The organism is Streptomyces sp. NBC_01485 (assembly GCF_036227125.1).
GTDB lineage: Bacteria > Actinomycetota > Actinomycetes > Streptomycetales > Streptomycetaceae > Streptomyces.
Map to the genome: position 1 here is coordinate 4,397,708 of NZ_CP109435.1, position 24,875 is coordinate 4,422,582.

At 69.6% G+C, this 24,875-nt stretch carries 31 protein-coding genes; 13 read left to right on the top strand and 18 right to left on the bottom strand.

Annotation, left to right across the window (positions count from 1 at the left end):
- The first annotated feature begins 27 nt into the window (after window positions 1–27).
- Complete coding sequence (gene dtd, locus OG352_RS19990) at window positions 28–453, top strand: D-aminoacyl-tRNA deacylase (RefSeq protein WP_329223896.1); 426 nt, start codon at window positions 28–30, stop codon at window positions 451–453.
- 51 nt (window positions 454–504) lie between these two features.
- Here dtd and ygfZ read toward each other — a convergent pair whose 3' ends face one another.
- Genes ygfZ through OG352_RS20005 form a run of 3 tightly spaced genes read right to left on the bottom strand, consistent with a single transcriptional unit; the run spans window position 505 to window position 2,564 of the window.
- The gene (gene ygfZ / locus OG352_RS19995) at window positions 505–1,470 is read right to left on the bottom strand and encodes a CAF17-like 4Fe-4S cluster assembly/insertion protein YgfZ (RefSeq protein WP_329218649.1); all 966 of its coding nucleotides are present in this window, start codon (window positions 1,468–1,470) and stop codon (window positions 505–507) included.
- Between the two features lie 10 nt (window positions 1,471–1,480).
- Window positions 1,481–1,972 (bottom strand): Fur family transcriptional regulator, encoded by a 492-nt coding sequence (locus OG352_RS20000; protein ID WP_329218650.1) that lies wholly within the window; start codon window positions 1,970–1,972, stop codon window positions 1,481–1,483.
- A gap of 16 nt (window positions 1,973–1,988) precedes the next feature.
- On the bottom strand, window positions 1,989–2,564 hold the full coding sequence (locus tag OG352_RS20005; protein WP_329218652.1) for an FABP family protein: 576 nt from the start codon (window positions 2,562–2,564) through the stop codon (window positions 1,989–1,991).
- A 343-nt stretch (window positions 2,565–2,907) separates the two neighbouring features.
- Between OG352_RS20005 and OG352_RS20010 the strand changes: the two genes are divergently transcribed.
- Complete coding sequence (locus OG352_RS20010; protein WP_329218654.1) at window positions 2,908–3,270, top strand: DsrE family protein; 363 nt, start codon at window positions 2,908–2,910, stop codon at window positions 3,268–3,270.
- Window positions 3,271–3,301: 31 nt separating this feature from the next.
- On the opposite strand, the gene OG352_RS20015 is transcribed toward OG352_RS20010, so the two are convergent.
- From OG352_RS20015 to OG352_RS20045, 8 genes are all read right to left on the bottom strand, one after another.
- Window positions 3,302–3,562, bottom strand: a complete 261-nt coding sequence (locus OG352_RS20015) for a DUF3099 domain-containing protein (protein WP_329218656.1) — start codon at window positions 3,560–3,562, stop codon at window positions 3,302–3,304.
- Window positions 3,563–3,808: 246 nt separating this feature from the next.
- The gene (locus OG352_RS20020) at window positions 3,809–4,096 is read right to left on the bottom strand and encodes a DUF1416 domain-containing protein (RefSeq protein ID WP_329218658.1); all 288 of its coding nucleotides are present in this window, start codon (window positions 4,094–4,096) and stop codon (window positions 3,809–3,811) included.
- A gap of 26 nt (window positions 4,097–4,122) precedes the next feature.
- On the bottom strand, window positions 4,123–4,962 hold the full coding sequence (locus tag OG352_RS20025; protein ID WP_329218660.1) for a sulfurtransferase: 840 nt from the start codon (window positions 4,960–4,962) through the stop codon (window positions 4,123–4,125).
- 137 nt (window positions 4,963–5,099) lie between these two features.
- The gene (locus OG352_RS40005; protein ID WP_350818853.1) at window positions 5,100–5,183 is read right to left on the bottom strand and encodes an Ms5788A family Cys-rich leader peptide; all 84 of its coding nucleotides are present in this window, start codon (window positions 5,181–5,183) and stop codon (window positions 5,100–5,102) included.
- Between the two features lie 213 nt (window positions 5,184–5,396).
- Entirely contained in the window at window positions 5,397–6,134 is a 738-nt protein-coding gene (locus OG352_RS20030; RefSeq protein WP_329218662.1) for an LmeA family phospholipid-binding protein, read from the bottom strand.
- A gap of 188 nt (window positions 6,135–6,322) precedes the next feature.
- Window positions 6,323–7,486 carry a hypothetical protein gene (locus OG352_RS20035; RefSeq protein WP_329218663.1) on the bottom strand — a complete coding sequence of 388 codons (1,164 nt, stop codon included), beginning with the start codon at window positions 7,484–7,486 and terminating at the stop codon, window positions 6,323–6,325.
- 2 nt (window positions 7,487–7,488) lie between these two features.
- On the bottom strand, window positions 7,489–7,743 hold the full coding sequence (locus OG352_RS20040; protein WP_093780201.1) for a MoaD/ThiS family protein: 255 nt from the start codon (window positions 7,741–7,743) through the stop codon (window positions 7,489–7,491).
- A 37-nt stretch (window positions 7,744–7,780) separates the two neighbouring features.
- Window positions 7,781–8,335, bottom strand: a complete 555-nt coding sequence (locus tag OG352_RS20045; RefSeq protein ID WP_329218665.1) for a hypothetical protein — start codon at window positions 8,333–8,335, stop codon at window positions 7,781–7,783.
- Between the two features lie 215 nt (window positions 8,336–8,550).
- Between OG352_RS20045 and OG352_RS20050 the strand changes: the two genes are divergently transcribed.
- The 6 genes from OG352_RS20050 to OG352_RS20075 all read left to right on the top strand — a co-directional run bounded on the left by OG352_RS20050 (window position 8,551) and on the right by OG352_RS20075 (window position 14,438).
- Window positions 8,551–9,339, top strand: a complete 789-nt coding sequence (locus tag OG352_RS20050) for a response regulator transcription factor (RefSeq protein WP_329218667.1) — start codon at window positions 8,551–8,553, stop codon at window positions 9,337–9,339.
- Window positions 9,340–9,465: 126 nt separating this feature from the next.
- Window positions 9,466–10,488 (top strand): LacI family DNA-binding transcriptional regulator, encoded by a 1,023-nt coding sequence (locus OG352_RS20055; protein WP_329218669.1) that lies wholly within the window; start codon window positions 9,466–9,468, stop codon window positions 10,486–10,488.
- A 139-nt stretch (window positions 10,489–10,627) separates the two neighbouring features.
- Window positions 10,628–11,851 (top strand): S1C family serine protease, encoded by a 1,224-nt coding sequence (locus tag OG352_RS20060; RefSeq protein WP_329218670.1) that lies wholly within the window; start codon window positions 10,628–10,630, stop codon window positions 11,849–11,851.
- 40 nt (window positions 11,852–11,891) lie between these two features.
- On the top strand, window positions 11,892–12,137 hold the full coding sequence (locus OG352_RS20065; protein ID WP_329218672.1) for a hypothetical protein: 246 nt from the start codon (window positions 11,892–11,894) through the stop codon (window positions 12,135–12,137).
- A 127-nt stretch (window positions 12,138–12,264) separates the two neighbouring features.
- Complete coding sequence (locus OG352_RS20070; RefSeq protein ID WP_329218674.1) at window positions 12,265–13,002, top strand: response regulator transcription factor; 738 nt, start codon at window positions 12,265–12,267, stop codon at window positions 13,000–13,002.
- Window positions 12,999–14,438, top strand: coding sequence for a HAMP domain-containing sensor histidine kinase (locus OG352_RS20075; RefSeq protein ID WP_329218675.1), 1,440 nt, complete (start codon window positions 12,999–13,001; stop codon window positions 14,436–14,438). The genes OG352_RS20070 and OG352_RS20075 overlap by 4 nt, the downstream gene beginning before the upstream one ends.
- Here OG352_RS20075 and OG352_RS20080 read toward each other — a convergent pair.
- The 5 genes from OG352_RS20080 to OG352_RS20100 form a co-directional block, all read right to left on the bottom strand.
- On the bottom strand, window positions 14,413–14,772 hold the full coding sequence (locus OG352_RS20080) for a hypothetical protein (RefSeq protein WP_329218676.1): 360 nt from the start codon (window positions 14,770–14,772) through the stop codon (window positions 14,413–14,415). The two genes, OG352_RS20075 and OG352_RS20080, sit on opposite strands and share 26 nt — an antisense overlap.
- Window positions 14,769–15,119, bottom strand: a complete 351-nt coding sequence (locus OG352_RS20085; protein WP_329218677.1) for a DUF6247 family protein — start codon at window positions 15,117–15,119, stop codon at window positions 14,769–14,771. Before OG352_RS20085 ends, OG352_RS20080 begins: the two co-directional genes overlap by 4 nt.
- Window positions 15,120–15,255: 136 nt before the next feature.
- The gene (locus OG352_RS20090) at window positions 15,256–15,471 is read right to left on the bottom strand and encodes a DUF397 domain-containing protein (RefSeq protein WP_329218678.1); all 216 of its coding nucleotides are present in this window, start codon (window positions 15,469–15,471) and stop codon (window positions 15,256–15,258) included.
- Window positions 15,471–15,674, bottom strand: a complete 204-nt coding sequence (locus OG352_RS20095; RefSeq protein ID WP_329218679.1) for a DUF397 domain-containing protein — start codon at window positions 15,672–15,674, stop codon at window positions 15,471–15,473. Before OG352_RS20095 ends, OG352_RS20090 begins: the two co-directional genes overlap by 1 nt.
- Entirely contained in the window at window positions 15,658–16,497 is an 840-nt protein-coding gene (locus tag OG352_RS20100; protein ID WP_329218681.1) for a helix-turn-helix domain-containing protein, read from the bottom strand. The genes OG352_RS20095 and OG352_RS20100 overlap by 17 nt, the downstream gene beginning before the upstream one ends.
- A 198-nt stretch (window positions 16,498–16,695) precedes the next feature.
- On the opposite strand from OG352_RS20100, the gene OG352_RS20105 reads away from it, so the two are divergent.
- Together OG352_RS20105 and OG352_RS20110 are read left to right on the top strand one after the other, a co-directional pair.
- On the top strand, window positions 16,696–16,959 hold the full coding sequence (locus OG352_RS20105; protein WP_329218683.1) for a hypothetical protein: 264 nt from the start codon (window positions 16,696–16,698) through the stop codon (window positions 16,957–16,959).
- Entirely contained in the window at window positions 16,956–17,291 is a 336-nt protein-coding gene (locus OG352_RS20110; protein ID WP_329218685.1) for a hypothetical protein, read from the top strand. The genes OG352_RS20105 and OG352_RS20110 overlap by 4 nt, the downstream gene beginning before the upstream one ends.
- A 192-nt stretch (window positions 17,292–17,483) precedes the next feature.
- Here OG352_RS20110 and OG352_RS20115 read toward each other — a convergent pair whose 3' ends face one another.
- Window positions 17,484–18,470 (bottom strand): helix-turn-helix transcriptional regulator, encoded by a 987-nt coding sequence (locus OG352_RS20115; protein WP_329218686.1) that lies wholly within the window; start codon window positions 18,468–18,470, stop codon window positions 17,484–17,486.
- 140 nt (window positions 18,471–18,610) lie between these two features.
- Here OG352_RS20115 and OG352_RS20120 point away from each other — a divergent pair, with 140 nt between their 5' ends.
- A complete protein-coding gene (locus OG352_RS20120; RefSeq protein ID WP_329218687.1) occupies window positions 18,611–20,692 on the top strand; it encodes a pectinesterase family protein in 2,082 nt (693 codons plus the stop codon).
- A 65-nt stretch (window positions 20,693–20,757) separates the two neighbouring features.
- Window positions 20,758–21,642: a response regulator transcription factor gene (locus OG352_RS20125; protein ID WP_329218688.1), complete on the top strand. Its 885-nt coding sequence runs from the start codon at window positions 20,758–20,760 to the stop codon at window positions 21,640–21,642.
- A 118-nt stretch (window positions 21,643–21,760) separates the two neighbouring features.
- On the opposite strand, the gene OG352_RS20130 is transcribed toward OG352_RS20125, so the two are convergent.
- A complete protein-coding gene (locus OG352_RS20130; RefSeq protein WP_329218689.1) occupies window positions 21,761–23,572 on the bottom strand; it encodes a bifunctional metallophosphatase/5'-nucleotidase in 1,812 nt (603 codons plus the stop codon).
- A gap of 157 nt (window positions 23,573–23,729) precedes the next feature.
- On the opposite strand from OG352_RS20130, the gene mshD reads away from it, so the two are divergent.
- Window positions 23,730–24,656 carry a mycothiol synthase gene (gene mshD / locus OG352_RS20135; protein ID WP_329218690.1) on the top strand — a complete coding sequence of 309 codons (927 nt, stop codon included), beginning with the start codon at window positions 23,730–23,732 and terminating at the stop codon, window positions 24,654–24,656.
- The last annotated feature ends 219 nt before the right edge of the window (window positions 24,657–24,875 follow it).

Here is a 24,875-nt window from a genome sequence, read left to right on the forward strand (position 1 = left end):
CGCCGGGGACCCGGCATCATGGTCGGCATGCGAGCGGTGGTGCAGAGAGTGGACGGCGCGAGCGTCGTCGTGGACGGCGAGACGGTCGGGGAGATCAGCGGCGAGGGCCTGTGCGTCCTGGTCGGGGTCACCCACGAGGACACCAGGGAGACGGCGGCCCAGCTCGCCCGCAAGCTGTGGTCGGTGCGCATGCTGAACGACGAGAAGTCGTGCAGTGACATCGACGCCCCGCTGCTGGTGATCAGCCAGTTCACGCTGTACGGCGACGCCCGCAAGGGCCGCCGCCCCACCTGGAACGCGGCCGCCCCCGGCGACGTCGCCGAGCCCCTCGTCGACGAGGTCGTCGCCCGGCTGCGCGCCCTCGGCGCGACGGTGGCGACGGGCCGGTTCGGCGCGCAGATGCGCGTGTCACTGACGAACGACGGCCCGTTCACCGTCCTGATCGAGATGTGAAAAACCGGGGGCGCGAACCGGCGTGGCGAACTGACGCGGCGCACTGGCGAACTAGGGTTCGACGACGACTTCCTGGGCCGCGGCCGTGGTGCCCGCCACCAGGGGGGCGTCCAGCGGGACGTTGCGTTTCACCAGGGCCAGGGCCACCGGGCCGAGTTCGTGGTGGCGGGCGGACGTGGTGATGAAGCCGATCTTGCGGCCGTCGGGGTCCTCGGTGGCGACGCGCAGTTCGGTGCCGGCCGGCGGGAGAAGGACCTCGCTGCCGTCCAGGTGGAGGAAGACGAGGCGGCGGGGCGGCTTGCCGAGGTTCTGCACGCGGGCGACCGTCTCCTGGCCCCGGTAGCAGCCCTTCTGGAGGTGGACCGCCGTGCCGATCCAGCCCAGCTCGTGCGGGATGGTGCGGTGGTCGGTCTCGAAGCCGAGGCGCGGCCGGTGGTGCTCGACGCGGAGCGCCTCGTGGGCGAGGATCCCGGCCGGCGGACCGGCCTGCGCGGCGTACGACTCCAGGTCGGCGCGGGGGAGGAAGAGGTCGCGGCCGTACGGGGTCTCGCGGACGACGGCGCCGGGCGGGACGGGTGCGATCGACCCCGCCGGGAGGTGGACGACCGCGGTGTCCGCCGTCCGGTCGGCGACCTCGACCCGGTAGAAGAACTTCATCGATTCCAGGTAGGCGATCAGCGCGTCCTGGGTGCCGGGTTCGACGTGCGCCCAGACCGTCTCACCGTCGTCCACCAGGTAGAGCGCGTGCTCGATGTGGCCGTGCGCGGAGAGGATCAGCGCCTCGGTCGCCTGGCCGGCGGGGAGGTCGGTGACGTGCTGGGTGAGCAGCAGGTGCAGCCAGCTCAGCCGGTCCGCGCCGGTGACGGCGACGACTCCGCGGTGCGAGAGGTCGACGAAACCGGCGCCGTCGGCGAGGGCACGCTGCTCGCGGAACAGGTCGCCGTAGTGACCGGCGACGTCTTCGTCCACGCCCTCGGCGGGGACGGCGCCGGGCAGGGACAGCAGAGGGCTCTTCATACGCCTAAGCCTACGACTCGGTAGTTGAAGCCTTGGCGGTTGAAGGCTGGGCAGTTGAAGGCTGGCCGGTTGAAGCCTTGAGCGAGCAGTCCTTGCAGCGGCCGAAGATCGCGAAGTGCTTCATGTCGGTCTCGAAGCCGAAACTCGCCTTCAGCTTGGCCCGGAACTCGGCGGCCACCTGGACGTCCGCCTCGATCACGTTCTGGCAGTCCCGGCAGACGAGGTGGATGTGGTGGTGCCGGTCGGCGAGATGGTACGTCGGCGCGCCGTGCCCGAGGTGGGCATGGCTGACCAGCCCGAGCTCCTCCAGGAGCTCCAGGGTCCGGTACACGGTCGAGATGTTGACCCCCGACGCCGTCTTCCTCACTTCCACGAGGATGTCGTCGGGGGTCGCGTGCTCCAGGGTGTCCACGGCTTCGAGCACAAGTTGCCGCTGCGGGGTCAGCCGGTAGCCGCGTTGCCGCAGGTCGCTCTTCCAGTCGGTGCTTCCAGTGTTCACCACACCGAAGAGTCTAGGTCTACTTGAAGAAGGCGATCCCGTCGTCCGGCATGTCGTCCGGGAGGGCCTTCGCCCAGCGTTCGACGTCTTCCGGGGTGACGACCTTCTTCAGGTGGGCCGACAGGTAGGGGCGCAGCTCGACCTCGGGGGTCTGCTTCTCGCCGACCCACATGAGGTCGCTCTTGACGTAGCCGTACAGACGCTTGCCGCCGGTGTACGGGCCGGAGGCGGCCGTGCGGGCGACCGCGTCCGTGACCAGGTCGATCTGCGGCTTCTTGGCGGCCAGGTCGCCGTACCAGATCTCGACCACGCCGTCGTCGCGGACCATGGTCACCTCGACCTTGCGGTCGGCGTCGATGCGCCAGAAGCCGGACTCCGACTCCAGGGGGCGGACCTTGTTGCCGTCGCCGTCCAGGACCCAGGTGTGGGAGTGGTACTCGAGGAAGTCACGGCCGTCGTGGCCGAAGGTGACCTCCTGTCCGAAGTTGCACTTCTCGGAGCCGGGGAAGTCGTGCACGCCCGCGCCCGCCCAACTGCCGAGCAGGAAGGCGAGGGGGAGAAGGTCCTTGTGGAGGTCGGACGGGATCTCGATCATGAGTGGCGGTTCCTGGACTGGACGTGGTCGGTCAGCGCTGGCCCTGGTACAGCTTCTTCACGGTCAGACCGGCGAAGGCGAGGACGCCGACGCAGACCAGGACCAGCAGGGCTTCGAAGAAGATCTCCACGGGGTGCTCCTCGGATGAGCGTGGTTCGGTACACGTACAGCTTCGGTACACGTACGACAGGGCCGGAGGCCAGCTTACGGGTCAGCCGAGAAGCCGGCTCTGCAGGGCCACCGTCTGCTGGATGGGAACGGCGGCTGCCGCGCCCGCGCGGGACTGGACGACCAGGGCGATGACGTCACCGGCGGTCGTGGGGTAGCTGATTACGATTCAGGTATGGCGAAGAAGCTCGTGATCAAGGTGACGGCGGGTGCCGATGCGCCCGAGCGGTGTTCTCAGGCGTTCACGGTCGCGGCGGTGGCCGTGGCCAGCGGGGTCGAGGTCTCGCTGTGGCTGACCGGGGAGTCCGCGTGGTTCGCGCTGCCGGGCCGGGCCGCCGAGTTCGAGCTGCCGCACGCGGCCCCGCTGCCCGACCTGCTCGACTCGATCCTCGCGGGCGGCCGCCTCACCCTGTGCACCCAGTGCGCGGCCCGCCGGGACATCACGGAGAAGGACGTCATCGAGGGCGTACGGATCGCGGGGGCGCAGGTCTTCTTGCAGGAGGCGCTGGGGGACGAGACGCAGGCGCTCGTCTACTGAGACAGCCGTCTCACTGCGGGGCGGCGGGGCGCTACGGGCGGCGTTTCTTGCCGTCCAGCTCGTCCCACCACTCGTCGGACTTCGGGTCGCCGGAGGGGTCGTCCCACCAGCGGTCCTCGGGGCCGCGCCGGTTGGCGACCATCGCGGCGACCGGCGGGATGACCATGGCGACCACACACATCCCGACGGCCACGGGCATCGACCACAGACGCACGACTCCCCAGGCCAGGACGAAGAGGCCGATGCAGGTGCCCATCATGGCGAAGTAGACGTGCCGGCGGCGGGCGTACATACCTTCAGCGTAGATCCGAGCCAACGATTCCGGGCAGCTCGGGAACCCAGGACACAGGCCCACGCCGAAGGCCGCCGGACGGAGTCCGGCACAGGGCTCCGAAGCCTGCGAAGCAGTGCGAGGGCCCGTCGAGGAGGGGTCGTGCCGGCGGCGGGCGTACATGCGTCCTGGGTAGGCCCGTGTACGTGGCATGGCGAAGGGCCGTACCCCTGCGTACGGGGTACGGCCCTGCCGGTGCTGCTGTCGTCAGACGGTGATCGCGACCTCTGCGAGGCCGCCCGTCTGGGCGACGACGGTGCGGTCCGCCGTGCCGCCCGGAACGAGGGCGCGGACGGTCCAGGTGCCCTCGGCCGCGTAGAAGCGGAACTGTCCGGTCGCCGAGGTCGGGACCTCGGCCGTGAACTCGCCGGTCGAGTCCAGCAGGCGGACGTATCCGACCACCGGCTCGCCGTCGCGGGTCACCTGACCCTGGATGGTGGTCTCACCGGGCTTGATCGTCGAGGCGTCCGGGCCGCCGGCCTTCGCTCCACACATGTCTTGTTTCCTTCTGGTCGCAGCGGTTACTTGTTGGCGCCGAGCTCGATCGGGACGCCGACCAGGGAGCCGTACTCGGTCCAGGAGCCGTCGTAGTTCTTGACGTTCTCCACGCCCAGCAGCTCGTGCAGCACGAACCAGGTCAGGGCCGAGCGCTCGCCGATGCGGCAGTAGGCGATCGTGTCCTTGGCGAGGTCGACCTGCTCGTCGGCGTAGAGCTCCTTGAGCGCGTCGTCCGACTTGAAGGTGCCGTCGTCGTTGGCGTTCTTCGACCACGGGATGTTGCGGGCGGACGGGACGTGGCCCGGACGCTGCGACTGCTCCTGCGGGAGGTGGGCCGGCGCGAGCAGCTTGCCGCTGAACTCGTCGGGCGAGCGGACGTCGACCAGGTTCTGCGCGCCGATCGCCGCCACGACGTCGTCGCGGAAGGCGCGGATGGCGGTGTTCTGCGGCTTGGCCGAGTAGGACGTCTCGGGGCGCGCGGGCACCTCCTCGACCAGCTCGCGGGCGTCCAGCTCCCACTTCTTGCGGCCACCGTCGAGCAGCTTGACGTTGTCGTGGCCGTACAGCTTGAAGTACCAGTAGGCGTAGGACGCGAACCAGTTGTTGTTGCCGCCGTACAGGATCACCAGCGTGTCGTTGCCGATGCCCTTGGCCGACAGGAGCTTCTCGAAGCCCTCCTGGTCGACGAAGTCACGGCGGACCGGGTCCTGGAGATCCTTGGTCCAGTCGATCCGGATGGCGTTGCGGATGTGGTTCTTCTCGTACGCGGACGTGTCCTCGTCGACCTCGACGATGGCGATGTCGGCGTTGTCGAGATTGGCCTCGACCCAGTCTGCGTCGACCAGGACGTCGCTGCGGCTCATGCTCGTTCTCCTCCGGGGCAGTTGCGGCGGGGGTGTGCAAGAAAGAGGGGTGCGCGGCCGGGTCTCGCCGGCGGCCGGCGCACGGATGCCCTCGAGTGAGGGCGCCGGGAGGCGCGGAAGGCCGGCGGCGCTTCCGCTCAGAAGGGGCGACAGAGCATGGCGGCGACGCGGCACAGGTCTACTGCCCGCCGCTTCGTGAGATCCGCCTGTCGCTGCATCATGCCGTCGATCGTAGGGACGGACAGGCGGCCGTGTCACCAGTGCTCCGAATGGTGAGACGCGATCGTCCGGATACTGGGACATGCGAAGCGCCCGGGCCGTCGGTGTGCGGCTTCCGGGCGCTTGTATCCGTCATCACAGCTACGGTGCGGACGGCGGCGTCTCGCCTGTCGGACGTCGGCCGTCCATCAAGGACATCGTCCTGAAGGCCAGCCCTACCCGGCCAGCTTGACGTTCGAACCCTTCACCGAGATCTCCACACCGTTCTTCCCCGCCTCGACCTTGTCGAGCTTGATCCCGCCGGGCAGCTCGTCGATCTTCTGCTGGAAGTCGGTGATCGAGCGCACCTCGTTCTCGGCGGCCCGGACCCCGCCGAAGCTGGGCAGCGAGTCGGCGTGCACCCGGACGGTGTCGCCCTCGACGGCGACCGTGCTGAGGACGTACACGGGCTGCGGCAGCTTGGTGCCGAGGACGGTGGCCTCGACGGCGACCTTGATCTTGCCGTTGCCGCCGTCGGAGAGACCGACGACGTTGGCGGTGACGCCCGGCATCACCTGCGTCGGCTCGGACTTCGCCGTCTTCAGCAGCTCGGCGTAGGTGATGGACGCGGTGCCGGTGGCGCTGGCCGCGGTGGCGGAGCTGTAGTCGCCGGAGAACGCGACGCCCTTCATGTCCGCCTGGAGGTCGTCGATACGGATGGTCCGGCCGCTGGTGCCGGTCGCCGCCTCGTAGTCCTTGATGCCGACCTCGACGTCGTCCAGCGAACCGCCGACGACCTGGGTGAGGAACGGGAAGCCCTTGATGGACACGTCCGGGGTGGCGGCGAGGCCCTCGCTGGTCTTCAGCTTGTCGGCCACCTCGCCCTGCGCGAAGTTGACGGCGAGCCGGTCCGCGAGGACGAACAGGCCGCCCAGGATCACGACGACGACCAGCAGAATTCGAAGCGCACGCATGTGGTGGTTCCCCCTGACATCACTGACGACGGTTCAACGTAACCCGCAGGGCAAGGGCTGCCGCCGAATTGTCGATCACCTGTGACAGACCCTTGCCGCGTCTTGACTTCCCCGTGCCGGACCGACGCCGGCCCTACGGCGGACCTGTGCCAGCCCTACGCCGGACCGACGCGGGACCTGCGCGGGCCTTACGCCAGCGCCCGCCCCAGCACGTACACCGCCGGTGCCGCCGCGGCCAGCGGCAGGGCCACGCCCGCCGTGAAGTGGACGAAGCGGGAGGGGTAGTCGTAGCTCGCGACCCGGTGGCCGATGAGCGCGCAGACGGCCGCGCCCGCGCCGAGCAGCGCGCCCTTGGCGCCCATCCCGGTGATCCCGCCGACCGCGATGCCCGCGCCCGCCGCGGCGAGCAGCGCCACGACGACGGAGGCGGGGGTGGGCAGCGGCAGCGCCCGGGCCAGGACGGCCACCGCGACCGCGGCGGCGCCGACCGTCACCGCGTCCGGCTCGGCACCGAGGTGCCCGGTGGCCAGGACGGCCAGCGCGGAGGAGGCGACGGTCGCCATCAGGCCGGCCATGCGCTCGTCCGGGTCGGCGTGCGAACGCAGTTGGAGGACCAGGCAGAGCAGCACCCACACGCCGAGGGTGCCGAGGATCGCGGCGGGCGCGTTCTCCCGGCCGGCCGCGAGGAGCGCGACGTCCGAGACGAGCGCGCCCAGGAAGGCGAGGGCGATGCCCTGCCGGGCCGGCCACATGCCGTTCAGCCGGAACCAGCCCGCCGCCGTGACGGCCTGGAGGAGGACGAGCGGGACGAGGAGCGCGTACGAGCCGATCGCCGCCGCGCCGGAGAGGAGCAGTCCGAGGAGCGCGGTGAGCGCGGCGGGCTGCATCCCCGGCTCGATGATCGGTGAACGCCCTTCCAGCCGGGCCCGCTGGGCGTCGGTGAGACGGGCGTTGCCGGCGACGGTCGCGGGGCCGTAGCCCTCGGTCCCGGGTGCCGATACAGGCACCGGTGCCGGTACCTGTGCGGCTGGGGACACGTACGGCGTGTAGGCCGCCTGGTCGCCGTATGACGCGGGCTGCGGGTTCCCGTACGACTGGGCGGGGTCGGGGTCGGCAGGGGTGAGCGTCGGCTGGACGCTCGTCTCCCAGGTCTCGCCCTGCCACTGCTGCGTGTACTGCGTGTCCTGGGCGTCCTGGGTGTACCGAGGGTCGGCCTGGGCCTGCGGGTCGTCGTACCCCTGCTGCTGCCCGGGCCACTCCTGCTGGTCGTACCCCTGCGCCGGCTGGGCCGGCTGATACGGCTGGTACTCCTGGTATGGCTGATACGGCTGATACGGCTGCTGGTCGGACATCGTCACCCTCCTGCGAACGGCGGGAGCACCTCGACCGTGCCGCCGTCGGCCAGCCGTACCGTCTCATGTGCGCGGGTGCCCACGGGGTCACCGTCGATGAGGAACGAGCATCGCCGCAGGACACGCACCAGTTCGCCGGGGTGTCGCGTACGCGCGGCGTCGAGGGCCTCGGCGAGGGTGTCCGCGTCGTGCGGCTCCTCGGCGACCCCGGCCGCGGCCTTGGCGGCCGCCCAGTAGCGCACCGTGACCTTGGGCATCGGTTTCCTCGATCGATCGGCTGTGTACACGGTCAGGCTAGCCCGCCCGCGTGGCCGCCCAGTCCCCGATACGGGCCAGCAGACGATCGTCGGCGGCGTGCTCGGCGTGGCCCATGCCGGGCTCCAGCCAGAGTTCGCCGTGGTCACCGGCGGCCTCGGCGAGCATCCGGGGGTGGTCGAGGGGGAAGTAGCCGTCCCGGTCGCCGTGCACGATCAGCAGCGGGGTCGGGGCGATCTTCGGGACCGCCTCGACGGGCGACAGCGGTACGGGGTCCCACTCGCGGCGGTCGATACGGGTCCGGAAGCCGTAGCGGCCGACCAGGCGGCCCTCGGGGCGGGTGACCAGCCAGTGCAGTCGGCGCAGTGCGATCACGAACGCGGTCACGAACGCGGTCACGGACGCGCCTGCGAACGCGGGATGACGGGAGGATGGCGCGGAGGCGTCGTATACGACGTCACCCGGTTCGTATACGGAATCGATCGAAATACCGTCGCCGGTAGGCAGAAACGTCCGCAATGGTGCGCGCGCGCCCGTCTCGGAATCCGGACGAACCATGGAACGTGCCGCATGACCTGCCGCACTGCTGCTCATGTGGGCTATTCTGCTGGACAGAGGACTCGGGCAGCGTAGCCCCCGGGTCCTTTTGTGCTTTCGGGAGCGTTGTATACGAAGTGGCGACCGGGCGGGAAACGCCAGGTGACCACGGGTGTACCGGGCCTTTCGGGAACGCAGAGCAGTGCCCCCGCAACAACGCAGTACCGCAGTGCCGCAAACGTCCTCGCAGGGACCGAGGAGGAACCAGACGTATGAGTTCTCTGCTGCTCCTGACCAACGCTCTCCAGCCGTCGACGGAGGTGCTGCCCGCTCTCGGCCTGCTGCTGCACAACGTGCGCGTGGCTCCGGCGGAGGGCCCCGCCCTCGTCGACACCCCCGGCGCCGACGTCATCCTGATCGACGGCCGCCGTGATCTGCCCCAGGTGCGCAGCCTGTGCCAGTTGCTGCGCTCCACCGGCCCCGGCTGTCCACTCGTCCTCGTCGTGACCGAGGGCGGCCTCGCAGCCGTCACCGCCGACTGGGGCATCGACGACGTCCTCCTCGACACCGCCGGACCGGCGGAGGTCGAGGCCCGGCTGCGGCTGGCCATGGGCCGCCAGCAGATCGTCAACGACGACTCCCCGATGGAGATCCGCAACGGCGACCTGTCGGTCGACGAGGCGACCTACAGCGCGAAGCTGAAGGGCCGGGTCCTCGACCTCACCTTCAAGGAGTTCGAGCTCCTGAAGTACCTCGCCCAGCACCCCGGCCGCGTCTTCACCCGCGCCCAGCTCCTCCAGGAGGTCTGGGGTTACGACTACTTCGGCGGCACCCGCACGGTCGACGTCCACGTACGACGGCTGCGCGCGAAGCTCGGCCCGGAGCACGAGTCGCTGATCGGGACCGTGCGGAACGTGGGTTATCGATTCGTTACCCCCGAGAAGGGGGAGCGCGCCACGGACGAGTCGAAGGCCAAGGCGGAGCGGGCGGCGCAGGCAAACACGGAGGATGCGGACAACGCGGCCGCCCTGGACGCCGAAGAGGTCTCGGCGGAGGCGTAGTACCCGCCAGTAGGCCGCCTACCTGCTCGGACAGGCCCTCGCTTCCGCACCGGGAAGCGAGGGGAAGCGACAGGGAAGCTTCTTCACGCCCTGCCCAGAGCGGGTCCATCCGCGTAGACTCCGTGGGTGGCCAAGGTGACTCGGGATGATGTGGCGCGGCTGGCGGGGACTTCCACCGCCGTCGTCAGTTATGTCATCAACAACGGACCCCGGCCGGTCGCACCGGCCACGCGCGAGCGTGTCCTCGCCGCCATCAAGGAACTGGGGTACCGGCCCGACCGGGTCGCCCAGGCGATGGCGTCCCGGCGCACGGACCTCATAGGCCTGATCATCCCGGACGCCCGTCAGCCGTTCTTCGGCGAGATGGCGCACGCGGTCGAGCAGGCCGCCTCCGAGCGCGGAAAAATGGTGCTGGTCGGCAACACCGACTACGTCGCCGAGCGCGAGGTCCACTATCTGCGGGCGTTCCTCGGCATGCGCGTCTCGGGCCTGATCCTCGTCAGCCACGCGCTGAACGACCTGGCGGCCGCCGAGATCGACGCGTGGGACGCCCGCGTGGTGCTGTTGCACGAACGCCCCGAGGCCATCGACGACGTCGCCGTCGTCACCGACGACCTGGGCGGCGCCCAGCTCGCCGTCCGCCACCTCCTGGAGCACGGCCACCCGTATGTGGCCTGTGTCGGCGGCACCGCCGAGACCCCGTCCGTCGGCGACCCCGTCTCCGACCACGTCGAGGGCTGGCGGCGCGCGATGGACGAGGCCGGGCTGAGCACCGAGGGCCGGCTCTTCGAGGCCCCGTACAACCGCTACGACGCCTACCAGGTCGGCCTGGAGATCCTCGCCGGGCCGCACCGCCCGCCCGCGATCTTCTGCTCCACCGACGACCAGGCGATCGGCGTGCTGCGCGCGGCGCGCGAGCTGCGCATCGACGTGCCGGGCGAGCTGGCGCTCATCGGCTTCGACGACATCAAGGAAGCGGGCCTTGCTGACCCGCCCATGACAACGATTTCATCGGACCGCTCGGCGATGGCCCGCGAGGCCGTCGACCTCGTCCTGGACGACGGTCTGCGGGTCGTGGGCTCCCGCCGCGAGCGGCTGAAGGTGTTCCCGTCACGGCTGGTGCTCCGCAGGTCCTGCGGCTGCGCGTAACCCCGGCAGGCCTTTGTCCGGCCCCCCGTATGTAACCTCCTAGCCTCCGACGGGCCTTTATATCGGGCATACGAGGTTCTGCCGGGCTTCTCAGGGAGCACTCAGGGAGCTCTCATGGTTGAGCGGCAAGCTTCTTTCCATGACCGAGAGCATCCGCCGCAGCGGCGAGTACGAGAACTTCGAGAACCCGTACCAGGCCCCGTACGAGGGCGCCCAGCAGCACGCCTCCGCCCCCATGAGCTCCTCCCCCGTGAACCCCGAGTGGCCGCCCCCGCCGGTGTACCAGCCGGTCGCGCAGCCGACGCAGCAGCAGCCGCCGGTGGTCGAGCCGAGCGCGGTGTGGCAGACGCAGGCAGCCGCCGGCGGGAGCGCCGGCCACGGCGGCTACGGCGGCCACGGCGGCGGCCATGACGGCGGAACCGCTCTCCTCACCCCCCTGGCCGCGGAGCCCGCGCCCGGCGCTCCCGCCGGCAAGAAGAAGCGCACCCGGGGGCCGCTCGCGCTGCTCGCCGCCGTGGCGATCGTCGCGGCGGCCATAGGCGGCGGCACGGCGTACGGCATCCAGGAGCTGACCGGCAAGAACGAGGTGGTCTCCTCGTCCACCACGACCAGTGTGGTGCCGTCCAGCAAGACCGGTGACGTCGCCTCGATCGCTGCGGCGGTCAGCCCGAGCGTCGTCGAGATCAGCGCCACGCTGAGCAACGGGACGTCCACCGGATCCGGCGTGATCATCACCGGTGACGGCGAGATCCTCACCAACAACCACGTCATCTCCGGTGCGAACTCGGTCAAGGTGACGACCAGCGACGGCAAGTCGTACACCGCCAAGGTCGTCGGCACCGACAGCAAGAAGGACCTCGCGCTGATCAAGCTGGAGAACGCGTCCGGCCTGAAGGCGGCGACCCTCGGCGACTCCGCCGGCGTCAAGGTCGGTGACACGGTCGTGGCGATCGGCTCGCCCGAGGGCCTGTCCGGCACCGTCACCAGCGGCATCGTCTCCGCGCTGAACCGGGACGTGACCGTCTCGACGGACGAGAGCCAGAGCCAGAGCGAGAGCCAGCAGGGCGACGGGGGCGGCAACTGGCCGTTCCAGTTCGGCGGCCGGCAGTTCAACGGCGACACGGGCACGTCCACGACGACGTACAAGGCGCTCCAGACCGACGCCTCCCTCAACCCCGGCAACTCCGGCGGCGCGCTCATCGACGCGGGCGGCAACATCATCGGCATCAACTCCGCGATGTACTCCGCCGCGGCGGCCTCGTCGTCCTCCGACGCCGGCAGCGTCGGCCTCGGCTTCGCCATCCCGATCAACACCGTCAAGGCCGACCTCGCCACGCTGCGGGCCGGCGGCTCCGACAGCTGAACGTCCACCGAACGTCCACCGACCGCGTAGGGAGAACGTCATGATCAAGCAGGTTTCGCACCCGGTGACCGGCTTCGGCGCGGCCGACCTCGCCCTGGCCCTCGACGTGGCGTACGAACTGCACGCGCCGGTGGCGCGGACGGCGGTTCGCGCCCCCGAGGTGGCCGCCCCGCAACTGACGGCCCCGCACCTGACCGCCCCGCAGTTGATGGGCCTGCGCACCACGGCCGCCCGCCCGCACCTGCGCAAGGTTCCGCTGAACCGGCTCGCGGCGATGCGCGGCTGATCTCACACGCCGCCCGCTCTCCACGTCTCTACGCGCACGCCGGTAACCGTGCGAGGCTGAAGTCGCTCAGCACGTTGAGCAGGCCCAGCCTCCCGTCCGTCCCACCGCACCCGAGGAATACACGCCCATGAGCCCCGCCGAAGGCGACCGTGACACCCAGCGCATCCTGATCGTCGACGACGAGCCGGCGGTGCGCGAAGCACTCCAGCGCAGCCTCGCCTTCGAGGGCTACGACACGCAGGTCGCGGTCGACGGCGCGGACGCCCTGGAGAAGGCGACGGCCTACAACCCCGACCTGGTGGTCCTGGACATCCAGATGCCGCGCATGGACGGCCTCACCGCGGCCCGCCGCATCCGGGGCGCGGGCGACCTGACGCCCATCCTGATGCTGACGGCCCGCGACACGGTCGGCGACCGCGTGACGGGACTGGACGCCGGGGCGGACGACTACCTGGTCAAGCCCTTCGAACTCGACGAACTCTTCGCCCGCGTACGGGCGTTGCTCCGCCGCAGCTCCTACGCGGCGGCGGCCGGAGCGGGCACGGCGGAGGACGACGAGGCCCTCACCTTCGGCGACCTGCGCATGAACCTCGCGACGCGGGAGGTGACACGGGCCGGCCGCCCGGTGGAACTGACCCGCACGGAGTTCACGCTGCTGGAGATGTTCATGGCACACCCCCGCCAGGTCCTCACCCGTGAGCAGATCCTGAAGTCGGTCTGGGGCTTCGACTTCGAGCCGTCGTCCAACTCGCTGGACGTGTACGTGATGTACCTGCGCCGCAAGACGGAAGCCGGCGGCGAACCGCGCCTCGTGCACACCGTGCGGGGCGTGGGGTACGTCCTGCGACAGGGCGGCGCGGAGTGAACAAGCTGGTACGCCGCTTCCGGACCCTCCCGATCCGGGCCCGGCTGTCGATGCTGGTCGCTGCCGCTGTGGCGTTCGCGGTGGCGGCGGTTTCGGTGACTTGTTGGTTCATCGTGCAGGGGAAATTGTACGAGCAGGTCAACAACGATCTGCAGAGGGGCATGCGGGCGCCCGAGCAGATGATCAACGACGCCATCAACAACTGCTCCGAGACCCCGCAGAACACCAACAGCCCCTACCGGAACAACTACATCCAGGTGGTCAAGAGGGACGGGACCGTCTGCGTCCTCGGTGCCTCCATCGGCAAGGTCAAGGTCACGGAGTCCGACAAGAGCGAGATCAGGAACGGCAACACCGACAAGCTCTACTTCCGTGACGGCAGCGACTCGGCCGGCAACGCGGTACGCGTCATGCTCCAGCCGCTCGCCACCACCACCGTCACCGGGGACACGGGTCCCAACGTCGCGCTCCTTGTCGCTGTCTCCCTGAAGGGCACCCAGTCGACCCTCAACGACCTCGCCCTGATCCTCCTCCTCGTCTCCGGCGTCGGAGTCCTCGGAGCCGGCGCCGCCGGTCTGGCGGTCGCCCGGGCGGGGCTGCGGCCCGTCGACAAGCTCACCGAGGCTGTCGAACACGTGGCCCGGACGGAGGACTTGAGTATCCGGATCCCCGTCGAGGACGACGCCGAGGACGAAGTAGCCCGCCTCTCCCGCTCCTTCAACTCCATGACCTCCTCCCTCGCCAACTCCCATGAGCTGCAACAGCAGTTGATCGCGGACGCCGGTCACGAACTCCGCACCCCCCTCACCTCGTTGCGGACGAACATCGAACTCCTCACCCGAAGCGAGGAGACGGGCCGTCCGATCCCGGAGGCGGACCGCAAGGCGCTGCTGGCGTCGGTGAAGGCGCAGATGACGGAACTGGCGTCGCTCATCGGCGACTTGCAGGAACTGTCCCGCTCGCAAGGCCAGCGCGGCGAACGCGTTCAGGTGGTCTCGCTGGAGGACACGGTCGAGTCGGCGCTGCGCCGAGCCCGCCTGCGCGGCCCGGAGTTGTCGATCAACGCGTCCCTCGACCCCTGGTACGCCAGGGCCGAACCGGCCGCGCTGGAGCGGGCGGTGGTCAACATCCTGGACAACGCGGTGAAGTTCAGCCCCGAGGGCGGCACGATCGACGTCCAGCTCACCGACGGCACCCTGACCGTCCGCGACCACGGCCCCGGCATCCCCGAGGACGAACTCCCCCACGTCTTCGACCGCTTCTGGCGCTCCCCGAGTGCGCGCGCCCTCCCGGGCTCGGGCCTCGGCCTGTCCATCGTCGCCCGCACGGTCGAGCAGTCCGGGGGCCAGGTCACCCTGGCCCGCGCGGAGGGCGGCGGCACGGTGGCGACGATACGGCTGCCGGGGGCGGCTACGCCTCCGCCGGAAACCCCGTAACGGGATCGGCTTCCTGCCAGAAGAGCTCTTCGATCACGATCTGTGGACCATCGGTTCGGCGGACGAAGGTGTACTTCAACCAGCCGTTGCTGTTGTCGAACAAGCAGATGTGGCGGCCCTTCGGATCAGTGGACCGAGCCGGTATGACCTGCACACCGTCGGGAAGCCCGGCATCGGCGTCGATACCTCGAAAATACGGGTCCTTCGCGGTGACCAGTTCGCCACGCGCGACCAGGACGATCTCACGAATGTGGTCAGGCAGCGCCTCGAAGCCGGCAAGGGCATCGACCCGCCAGTCCATCTGCCAGGGCGGCCCCATGAACCCATCGGTCACTCGCCGGGCTCCAACTCTCGGACCCGGTAGTGAATCTTGGCCGCTTCTTCCAGGAGTGCCTTGGCCTCGGCGGTGTCGGTGCACTCGTACGCGGCTCGATGTTCGAGATCGCGCACGTGTGCGTCCAACTTGGGGTCGCGGGCGAGGGCGTACTCACCCCACCAAAGGGCCATGAAGGCCAGCACGGGACCCACGTTGTAAGCGTCGGCGATCGCCCGCTTCCAGTGCGCGTCGAAACTCGGGAGAAGCTCGGGAGCGTGCTGGACGATGGCCGCGCGCAGCGCGTTCGGCGTCCGCTCGGGCATGGGCGGGATGATCCGGTCGTTTTCCGTAGCGTGAGCAGTCATGGTCGATGCCCTCCTTGGACGCGCCGTCTTTACGACCATAGCCGCCTCGCGCTCCGTGGATCTGTCGTTCGTGTCGTGGTCACGAGATCCAGCATGTTGGCGGCGACGCCTCGAACATCAGGGCTTCCGGCATATGTCACCCGAACGTGCGCCGACCACCCTCTCCCTTCACCCCCTCCAAGAACACGGCCCAGGACCCGCCCGAGAAGACCACCGGACGGGCGGCGGGCGTCTTACTGTCCCGCACGGGGACGAGACCGAGGTAGCCGTCGGCGACCTCGACGCAGTCGTTGGCACCCCCTTCGCTGTAGCTCGACTTGCGCCAGACAGTGGAGGCAAGGTCGGGGGTCATCACACATCACCCTTGATCTTCGTCACGAACGGGTCCCACGAGTTCGCCCCGAACACGAGCAGCGGGCCGTCCGGCACCTTGCTGTCACGGACGGGGATCATGCCCGCGTAGCCGTCGGCGACCTCGACGCAGTTGTTGTCTCCCCCGTCGCTGTAAGACGACTTGCGCCACGCGGCGGTGCTGAGATCAGGCGTGTGCGTCATGGTGTCTGTGCTCCTCCAGTACGTCCCTGATGAACGTGAGCGAGTCCGACGGGGACAACGCCAGGTCGCGGAGCCGATCGTAGGACAATCTCTGCCTCAGAACCTCGTCCGGATCCTCAACCAGCAGGCCGCTGCTGTTGCCTTCCGTGTAGGCAACAGCGCTCCCGTCCCCCTGCCAGAGCAGGGTCAGCGACCCGTTCATGTGGTGGTGCGCGCCCGCCGAGAACGGGAGTACCTGCAACGCCACATTGGGCCACATCGCAGCCACTTCAAGATGAAGTAGCTGGTCGTGCCACGTCTTGCCCTGAGCCGCAGGCCGCCGAAGCGCGAACTCGTCCACGATGACGCGGACGTCGGGCCCAGGCTTCCGCCGCAGGAGGTACTGCCGCCCGAGCCGTGCCGCCACCTGCTCCTCGACGGCCTCGTCACCGTCAGCCGTTGTCTGGGCCCCAGACAACACCCCCCGGGCGAAATCCTCGGTCTGCAGAAGCCCGGGAATCCCCAGCGTGAACTTCCACATGATCCGAGCAGTCGCTTCCAGCTCCATGAACCGCTTGTACTGGTCCTTGAATGCGACCAGTCGCGCCGCGCGCCAGTGCCGAACCAGCAGGTCACCGGCCCCGTAGTACCCGTCCAAGTCCTCCATGACGGTCACCTTGGACAGTCGCTCACCCGACTCCAGCCGACTCAGGTAGCTCTTGTCGTACCCGGTGTCATCGGCGAGCTGTCCCAGCGACTTGCCCGCCTTCTCCCGGAGGAACTTCAGCGTTCGGCCCAGCACGGCCCGCCCCGACTCCCGTTCCCCGTCAACCGTTTCAGCCACGTCACTCCTCCCCGTTGCCTGGCGCCCCAGACAACACCGAACCCCTTTCGCAGCGTACGTCGCATCGGTGACGATCGAGGCACGAACGGTAATCGCCGCTCGTCAGGCCAACGCCACGACAGACGACAGACGAAAACCCCCGCGGTCGAGGGCAATCGACCCGGGGGCGTGGCCGACGCATTCGGAAGGACCGCCAGCATGAGGGAACGTATCGCGGGTTTCCGCGAGTCGCTACTGCGCACACTCGCGCGAATCCCGTTGCCCGCCCGGCACCGTCACGGGTATCAGCACCGGCATCCGCACCGTGCCGTCCAGCCCGAACCGCCCCGCAAGGAGCCGTTGCCGACGCCCCCCGTCGACGCCCCGCCCAAACGCGTCCCGCATCTCCTCAGCATGGCGAGGCTCCAGGAGCTCTACGAGATCGACCGGCGCCGTGAACGTGAAGAGGAGGTCTCCAGGTGAGCGACGTCCATGAGTCACCGTCGACCTCCGCCGGCGGCGGCCTCCGTCTCCTGCCCTGGACCAACCTCGACGGCAAGCCGTGTTACCTCGACACCGACGACGATCAGAGCCGTCTCTCCCTCCTCGCCGACAACGTCGAGGCATCCCAACTCGCCTCAGCGGAACACGTATTGGCAGGAGCGGGGGCTGTACTCGCCGACCCCAAGGCCGGCGAACGGGCCGTGCGTTTCGCGCTCACTCGGGCTGCCGAGTCGCTGGCGGACGTCGTGCGGATCGCGGTCAGCCGGGGCGGGCGGATCCCGGCGGGCGTCTCCGGGGACGGGGGGTGGTGATAGCCGCAACCTCGGCTCGACGCCGCTCGACGCCGCTCGGCACCGGATTTCCTCGGTCGCGGAGCGGTTCAGCTCCGCGACCGAGGGGTTCCCCCGTTGCAGGAACAACAATGCCCGGGTGCCGTCCTGCTGTCGTTCGCAGTCGGTCGACAGTTTTCTTGGCGCTGCGTCTACTCCCGGGCTGTTCCCGTCCTACTCCCGTCCGGACAGCGCCTGTTGCCGGTAGTCCTTGGGTGAGATGCCGTAGGCGGCCCGGAAGGCGCGGGTGAAGTCGGAGGCGCGGGGGTAGCCCCAGCGGGCGGCGACGAGGTGGATCGGCGTGCCGCGCAGCGCGGGCGACGCCAGGTCCCGGTGGGCGCTCTCCAGGCGTCGGCGACGGATCCAGGCCGCGACCGTCTCGCCGTGTGACTGCTGCTGGAAGATGCGGTGCAGGTAGCTGACGGAGATGTGGTGCGCGGCTGCTATCACCGGGGGCGTCAGTTCCGGGTCGTGCAGGTTCTGCCGGATGAACGCCTGGACGCGCTCCGCTGTGGCACGGCTGCGGGTCTCCGGTGACAAGGCCGCCTCCGTCTCCAGCAGTTGGGCGAACCAGGCCGACAGCAGGTCGAGTACGACCGTGCCCAGGCGGGGCGCGTCGGACGGCTGGAGGATGTCGGCCTGCCGCTCCAGCCCGACGAGGAACTCCGCCAGCAGCGCACCGATCCCCTCGCGCCCCGGCAGCTCCCGGCTCAGCAACTCCCTTACCCGGTACGGCGGCAGAGGCAGCAGTGCCTTGGGGAAGTCCACGGCCATTCCTCTGACGACACAGCCCTCGCGGTCGTCCGCCGACCTGACGTCGTACGGCTGCGAGCTGTCGGCCAGGTGCAGGTCACGGGAGACGAACGTGCTGGCCCGCCCTGCGTGGTCGAGCGCCAGCCCGCCGTCGGTCAGCAGGGTCAGGTGGTACAGCTCGGGGTCGGACTGGCGCACCATTTTCGGCGTCCGGTGGTAGCGCGTCGGCAGGAACGACATCTGGCTCACGGTCACCGGCCCCAGTTCCATCAGCCGCTGCTGCGCCCAGAAGTCGGCGGCGTGGTCGCTGATGATTTCGCTGGAGCGCGTCCGGCCGACCAGTTCCCGCCAGTAGTCGAACCTGTCTCCCGCCGGCACGTCGTCGCTCCGGAACACCGTCCCGATCATCGCGCTTCCTCTCCGGTCGCCGGTCTCCGGCTCTCCGTCCCTTCCGTCCTCTCGTGACGGCAACCTTTCCTCTCCCGGTTGCAACACCCAAGTGACCCGGTTCGCACTTCAGTTGACCCCTCACTTGATCGGAAGCAGCCATGAGCCAAACCCGCAGCACGTCCCGTCGCCGTCAACGCCGCAACAAGGCCGCCCTGTTGGTCGGGATCCCGCTGGCCCTGACCGCCGCCACGACCTCCGCGATGTCCGCGACCGCCACGACTTCCACGCCCGCCGCATCCACCGCGTCCACCGCATCTGCTGCGGCCTCCGCGCTCGCCGGTGTCACCGATGTCGCCGACGGCTTCGCCTCCGTCAACGCCCTGGGCCAGAACGGGACTTACGGCGGCCGGGACGGCAGGACCGTCACCGTGAAGACACTCGCCGACCTGGAGAAGTACGCGACCGCGTCCGAGCCGTACATCATCGTCGTCGCGGCCGCCATCACCATGGATCCCGTCGGAAAGGAGATCAAGGTCGCCTCCGACAAGACCATCATCGGGGCGGGGACCACCGGGCAGATCGTCGGCGGCGGTTTCTTCCTCGGGCAGGGTGTCCACAACGTCATTATCCGGAACCTGACGATCCGCGACGCCTACCAGGGCGTCTGGAACGACAAGGAGCACGACTTCGACGCCGTTCAGATGGACGGCGCCCACCACGTCTGGATCGACCACAACGACCTGCGCCACATGGCCGACGGGCTCATCGACAGCCGAAAGGACACCACCTACCTGACCGTCTCCTGGAACAAACTGAGCCAGGAGAACAAGGCGTTCGGCATCGGCTGGACCGACAACGTCACCGCCGATCTCACGATCCACCACAACTGGATCCGCGAGACCGAGCAGCGCAACCCGTCCACGGACAACGTCGCCCACGCGCACCTGTACAACAACTTCCTGGAGGACGTGGCGGGGACGGACATCAAGTCCTCGTACGGCAACTACTCGCGCGGCAGGACCAACATGGTCCTGGAGAACTCCTACTTCCAGGGCATGACCAACCCCGTCGTCCGGGACGCCACCGCCACCCTCGTCCAGCGCGGCAACGTCTTCACCGGCACCAACGGCAAGAACGAGAGCGGGGGTTCGGGCTCGGCCTGGGATCCGAGGACGTACTACCCGTACGCCCTCGACAAGGCGGCGGACGTCCCCGCGCTCCTCAAGTCGCGCGTCGGACCCCGCAGTTCGGTCGGCATGAGCGCCCCTGTCAAGGCAGCGGCCGTCACCACGCTCACCGTCGCCGCCGACGGCTCCGGCCAGTACCGGACCGTGCAGGCCGCCGTGAACGCCGTACCGGCGAACAACCCCTCGCGCGTCGTGATCGCCGTAAAGCCGGGCACGTACCGCGAGTTGGTGAAGGTCCCGGCCAACAAGCCGCACGTCACCATCCGGGGCACCGGCGGCAGCCGTACGGACACCGTGATCGTCTACAACAACGCGTCCGGCACACCGAAGCCCGACGGCTCGGGCACGTACGGCACCGGCGGCAGCGCCACCGTCGCCGTCGACGCGGACGACTTCCAGGCCCGCAACCTGACCTTCTCCAACGACTTCGACGAGGCCGCGCACCAGGACATCGCCAATCAGGCGGTCGCCCTGCGCACCTCCGCCGACAGGGTGTTCCTCGACGGCGTCGTCGTCAGCGGCGACCAGGACACCCTGCTGGTGGACACCGCGTCCAAGGACCGGCTGGGGCGCGTCTACATCAGCAACTCCAACGTCGTCGGCAACACCGACTTCGTCTTCGGCCGCGCCACCGCCGTGCTCGACAAGTCCGTCATCACCCTGAAGAAGCGCTGGAACGGCACCTCGGCCGGCTACGTCACCGCCCCCAGCACGGCCGCGAACCGCAAGGGCATCCTGATCGCCAACTCCACGGTGAACGGGGCCGTCTCCGACCGCAGCTTCTACCTCGGCCGGCCCTGGCACGCCGGCGGTGACGCCAGCCTCGACCCGCAGACCACCATCCGCAACACCTCCCTCAGCGCCGCGATCAAGACCACGCCCTGGACCGACATGAGCGGCTTCTCCTGGAAGGACGACCGGTTCGCCGAGTACCAGAACACCGGCGCGGGCTCGGGCGCCGCGAGCGGCGACCGGCCCCAGCTCACCGCCGCCCAGGCCGCCGGCCAGGAGGTCGCGGACTGGCTGGGCGACTGGACGCCCACGGCTTCCTGACACCCCCCTGCCAGCCCCGTCACAGCCCCTCGCCCCACCTTGAGGGGATGGCGAACCGTGTGGGGATGGCGATTCCGGCAGAGCGGACGACACCAGCAGGGCGGGCGACACCAACGGGGCTGACGACACCAGCAGGGCGGGCGACACCAACGGGGCTGACGACACCAGCAGGGCGGGCGACACCAGCGGGGCGGGCGACTCCGGCGGGGCGGGCGACTGCAACAGGGCGGGCGATTCCGGCAGAGAGGGCCGGGAAGATACTGCTGGCCGACGACGACGCGGACGTACGCGAGGGAATCGGCCGGCTGCTCCGCTTCGAGGGCTACGAGACCGTACTCGCCGACGACGGCCGCCTCGCCCTGGACCTCCTCGGCGCACCGGACGACCCGCCCGACCTGGTCCTGATGGACGTGTCCATGCCCGGCCTCGACGGGCTGGCCGCGACCCGCCGCATCCGGGCCTCCGGCTCCACCGTCCCGATCCTGATGATCACCGGCCGGGACGCCGTGGGCGACCGCATCGTCGCCCTCGACAACGGCGCGGACGACTACCTGATGAAACCGTTCGCCGTGGAGGAACTCCTCGCCCGGGTACGGGCCCTGCTCCGCCGCGCCACCCGCCGGACTCCCCCGCCCCCCAAACCCGCCTCCGCCCGCCTGACCTTCCACGACGTCGCCATGGACCCCTCCTCCCGCACGGTCACCCGCGCCGCCCGCCCCCTCGACCTCACCCGCACCGAGTACTCCCTCCTGGAGTACTTCCTGCGCCACCCCTCCAAGGTCCTCAGCCGCGCCCAGATCCACAAGGACGTCTGGGGCTTCGACTTCGAGCCGACGTCCAACACCCTCGACGTCTACGTCATGTACCTGCGCCGCAAACTGGAGCGGTACGGCGAGCCCCGGCTGATTCAGACGGTGCGGGGGTTGGGGTACATGCTGCGGGTGGAGTGAAGTGGGAGGAGTGAGGTGAGGGGCGAGGTGGGTGTCGTAGCCGTCGGGGAAGGCCAGGAGGCGGCCGCGTCGGTGACACGGCCGCCTCCTGGTTGTTCCGCTGAAGCGGCTGAACGGGTTACTGCACGATCGTGATCCGGTTCGTCGCCGGCGGGACGATCGGTGCGGTGGCCGAGGAGTTGGCCGTCAGGTACTGCTCCAGGGCCGCCAGGTCGTCGGTGCCGACGAGGTCGCCCGTGCCCTGGCCCAGGGTGGGGAAGCCGTCGCCGCCGCCCGCGAGGAAGTTGTTCGTCGAGACGCGGTAGGTGGCCGTCGCGGCGATCGCCGCGCCGTTCAGCCGGATGGAGTCCGTGACGACGCGGTCGGCGCCGGTCTTCGTCAGGTCCAGGGTGTACGTCAGGTTGGCGGACGGCTGCAGGATCTTCGGCGCGCTCGCGTTCACGCCGCTCACCTGCTCCTTGAGGATCTGGACGATCTGGGCGCCGGTGAAGTTCTGCAGGTTCACGGTGTTGGAGAACGGCTGGACCGTGAAGCCCTCGGCATACGTCACCACGCCGTCGCCCTCACTGCCCTTGGCCGCGTAGGTGAGGCCGGCCCGGACGCCGCCGGGGTTCATCAGCGCGAGGTCCGTCTCCGGGTCGAGCTGCTTGCCGTACCAGAGCTGGGCGTCCGCGATCATGTCGCCCATCGGGGACTCGGTACCCGTGTTGGGAACGTCCCCGGATATGTGGCCGATCGCGCGGTTGCCGATCGGCGCCGCCAGGGTGTTCCACCTGGTGATCAGCTCGGTCATGTCTGGCGCCTTGGCGACGGTCCGGGTGACCACGTGGTTCGCCGACTTGACCGCCGTCCGCGCGATGTCACCGGTGTAGCGGTCGTACGTCAGCGTGGTGTCCGTGTACAGCCGGCCGAACGACGCGGCCGAGGTGACCGTGCGCGGCTTGCCCGACGGGTCCGGGATCGTGCACGCATACGCGGCGTGCGTGTGGCCGGTGACCAGCGCGTCCACCTGCGGCGTGATGTTCTTCGCGATGTCCACGATCGGGCCGGAGATCCCGTCGCCCGCGCCCGGGGAGTCACAGTTGTAGTTGTAGGCGGACGACGCCGGGAGGCCGCCCTCGTGGATGAGCGCCACGATCGACTTCACGCCCTGCTTCTGCAGCACCTTGGCGTACTTGTTGATCGTCTCGACCTCGTCCTTGAACTTCAGGCCCTTGACGCCCTCGGCGGAGACGACACCGGGGGTGTCCTCCAGCGTCACGCCGATGAAGCCGATCTTGACGTCCTTCTTCTTCCAGACCCAGTACGGCTTCAGGATCGGCTTGCCGGTCTTCTCGTTCAGGACGTTGGCTGCCAGGTACGGGAAGTCGGCGCCCTTGAACTTCTTCTTCGTGTAGCAGCCGGCCGTCGGGTGACAGCCGCCGTTCTGCAGCCGGCCCAGTTCCTTGGCACCCTCGTCGAACTCGTGGTTGCCGACCGACGTGACGTCCAGGTCGAGCTTGTCCAGCGCCTCGATCGTGGGCTCGTCGTGGAACAGGCCCGAGATCAGCGGGGACGCGCCGACCATGTCACCGCCGGCCGCCGTCACCGAGTAGGCGTTGCCCTTGCGGGCCTCGCGCAGATGGGTCGCCAGGTACTCGACACCGCCCGCGTCGATCGTCTTCGTCGTGCCGTCCGCCTGCACCTCGGTGACCCGGCCGGAGGAACCGGACGGGGGCTCCAGGTTGCCGTGCAGGTCGTTGAAGGACAGCAGTTGCACGTCCTGGTAGCGGTGCGGCTGCGGATTGCCGTGCTTGGCCTGCTTGGCGTCGTGGGCGTCCGCCGGGAGCGCGGCGGCCAGGGCGCCGGTGGTGGCGAGCGTGGCGGCCGCCGCGAGCAGGCGGTACGTACGACGTCTGCGGCCGCGGTACGGCTGGGATGTGGCTGGCATGCGCCCCCCTGTGGATCGGCTGAGATAGGTGGCCCCGTCCGGCGCAGCCTAGATTCAACGCGCGTAGCGCGACAGGGGTTTCCGGGTTACATCCTGGTTTCCCTTTGCCCTCCCCTTTGCCCGCACTTTGTACGGCCCTCCCCTTACCCTCGTACGCATGACCAGCGACGACACCGCACGGATCCCCGGCTCCCGATCCATCGAGACCCACTCCGAGCTCGCCCCCGGACAGACCGAGGCCGTCCTCGACCTGCTCGCGGAGGCCGCCCGGACGGACGGCCAGCAGGCGGTGTCCGAACAGGGCCGGCTGCAACTGCGCGGAGGCGCCCGCGAGGGCGTCTCCCACCTGGTCCTCACCCTCGGCGACGAACTCGTCGGCTACGCCCAACTGGAGGACACCGACCCGGTCGAGGCGCCCGCCGCCGAGCTGGTCGTCCACCCCTCCCACCGCGGCCACGGGCACGGGCGCGCGCTCGGCTCCGCCCTGCTCGCCGCCTCCGGCAAGCGGCTTCGGGTGTGGGCCCACGGCGGCCACTCCGCCGCCCGGCACCTCGCCCAGGTTCTCGGCCTGTCCCTGTTCCGCGAACTGCGGCAGATGCGGCGGCCGTTGACCGACCTCGAACTGCCCGAGCCGGTGCTGCCCGAGGGCGTGACCGTCCGCACCTTCGTCCCCGGGCAGGACGACTCCGCCTGGCTCGCCGTCAACGCCGCCTCCTTCGCCCACCATCCCGAACAGGGTTCCCTCACCCAACGCGACCTCGACGACCGCAAGTCCCAGCCCTGGTTCGACTTCGCCGGCTTCTTCCTCGCCTTCCGCGGCGAGCGGCTCGTCGGCTTCCACTGGACGAAGGTCCACGCCGAGGAGCAGCTCGGCGAGGTGTACGTCCTCGGCGTCGCGCCCGGTGCGCAGGGGGGTGGCCTCGGCAAGGCCCTCACCACGGTCGGCCTGCGGCATCTCGCGGGGCAGGGGTTGCCTACGGCGATGCTGTATGTCGATGCCGACAACAAGGCGGCGGTGTCGGTGTACGAGAGGTTGGGCTTCGTCACGCACGAGACGGATCTGATGTACCGCACGGAGACGTGACCGTCGCTCGGTGAAGGTGCCGCAGTCGAGGGTGCCGGAGTCGAGGGTGCCGTCTCTCTGGGGGCTGCGCCCCCAGACCCCCGCTGTCGGCACTGAAGGGGCCCCGCCCTCAGACTCCCCCAGAGGGGGGACCCCCAACGGGCTGAATGTGCGGCCCGGCGTCGAGAAAGGCACCCCTCGTCAAAAGAGGCTCCCCCGCCGGGAAAGGCGCCCCCAGCG

Coding starts and splice junctions, on each gene's coding strand:
- dtd (WP_329223896.1), top strand. CDS start 28: ATGCGAGCGGTGGTGCAGAGAGTGGACGGCGCGAGCGTCGTCGTGGAC.
- ygfZ (WP_329218649.1), bottom strand. CDS start 1,470: ATGAAGAGCCCTCTGCTGTCCCTGCCCGGCGCCGTCCCCGCCGAGGGC.
- OG352_RS20005 (WP_329218652.1), bottom strand. CDS start 2,564: ATGATCGAGATCCCGTCCGACCTCCACAAGGACCTTCTCCCCCTCGCC.
- OG352_RS20010 (WP_329218654.1), top strand. CDS start 2,908: ATGGCGAAGAAGCTCGTGATCAAGGTGACGGCGGGTGCCGATGCGCCC.
- OG352_RS20015 (WP_329218656.1), bottom strand. CDS start 3,562: ATGTACGCCCGCCGCCGGCACGTCTACTTCGCCATGATGGGCACCTGC.
- OG352_RS20020 (WP_329218658.1), bottom strand. CDS start 4,096: ATGTGTGGAGCGAAGGCCGGCGGCCCGGACGCCTCGACGATCAAGCCC.
- OG352_RS20025 (WP_329218660.1), bottom strand. CDS start 4,962: ATGAGCCGCAGCGACGTCCTGGTCGACGCAGACTGGGTCGAGGCCAAT.
- OG352_RS40005 (WP_350818853.1), bottom strand. CDS start 5,183: ATGATGCAGCGACAGGCGGATCTCACGAAGCGGCGGGCAGTAGACCTG.
- OG352_RS20030 (WP_329218662.1), bottom strand. CDS start 6,134: ATGCGTGCGCTTCGAATTCTGCTGGTCGTCGTCGTGATCCTGGGCGGC.
- OG352_RS20035 (WP_329218663.1), bottom strand. CDS start 7,486: ATGTCCGACCAGCAGCCGTATCAGCCGTATCAGCCATACCAGGAGTAC.
- OG352_RS20040 (WP_093780201.1), bottom strand. CDS start 7,743: ATGCCCAAGGTCACGGTGCGCTACTGGGCGGCCGCCAAGGCCGCGGCC.
- OG352_RS20045 (WP_329218665.1), bottom strand. CDS start 8,335: ATGAGCAGCAGTGCGGCAGGTCATGCGGCACGTTCCATGGTTCGTCCG.
- OG352_RS20050 (WP_329218667.1), top strand. CDS start 8,551: ATGAGTTCTCTGCTGCTCCTGACCAACGCTCTCCAGCCGTCGACGGAG.
- OG352_RS20060 (WP_329218670.1), top strand. CDS start 10,628: ATGACCGAGAGCATCCGCCGCAGCGGCGAGTACGAGAACTTCGAGAAC.
- OG352_RS20065 (WP_329218672.1), top strand. CDS start 11,892: ATGATCAAGCAGGTTTCGCACCCGGTGACCGGCTTCGGCGCGGCCGAC.
- OG352_RS20070 (WP_329218674.1), top strand. CDS start 12,265: ATGAGCCCCGCCGAAGGCGACCGTGACACCCAGCGCATCCTGATCGTC.
- OG352_RS20085 (WP_329218677.1), bottom strand. CDS start 15,119: ATGACTGCTCACGCTACGGAAAACGACCGGATCATCCCGCCCATGCCC.
- OG352_RS20090 (WP_329218678.1), bottom strand. CDS start 15,471: ATGACCCCCGACCTTGCCTCCACTGTCTGGCGCAAGTCGAGCTACAGC.
- OG352_RS20095 (WP_329218679.1), bottom strand. CDS start 15,674: ATGACGCACACGCCTGATCTCAGCACCGCCGCGTGGCGCAAGTCGTCT.
- OG352_RS20105 (WP_329218683.1), top strand. CDS start 16,696: ATGAGGGAACGTATCGCGGGTTTCCGCGAGTCGCTACTGCGCACACTC.
- OG352_RS20115 (WP_329218686.1), bottom strand. CDS start 18,470: ATGATCGGGACGGTGTTCCGGAGCGACGACGTGCCGGCGGGAGACAGG.
- OG352_RS20120 (WP_329218687.1), top strand. CDS start 18,611: ATGAGCCAAACCCGCAGCACGTCCCGTCGCCGTCAACGCCGCAACAAG.
- OG352_RS20125 (WP_329218688.1), top strand. CDS start 20,758: ATGGCGATTCCGGCAGAGCGGACGACACCAGCAGGGCGGGCGACACCA.
- OG352_RS20130 (WP_329218689.1), bottom strand. CDS start 23,572: ATGCCAGCCACATCCCAGCCGTACCGCGGCCGCAGACGTCGTACGTAC.
- mshD (WP_329218690.1), top strand. CDS start 23,730: ATGACCAGCGACGACACCGCACGGATCCCCGGCTCCCGATCCATCGAG.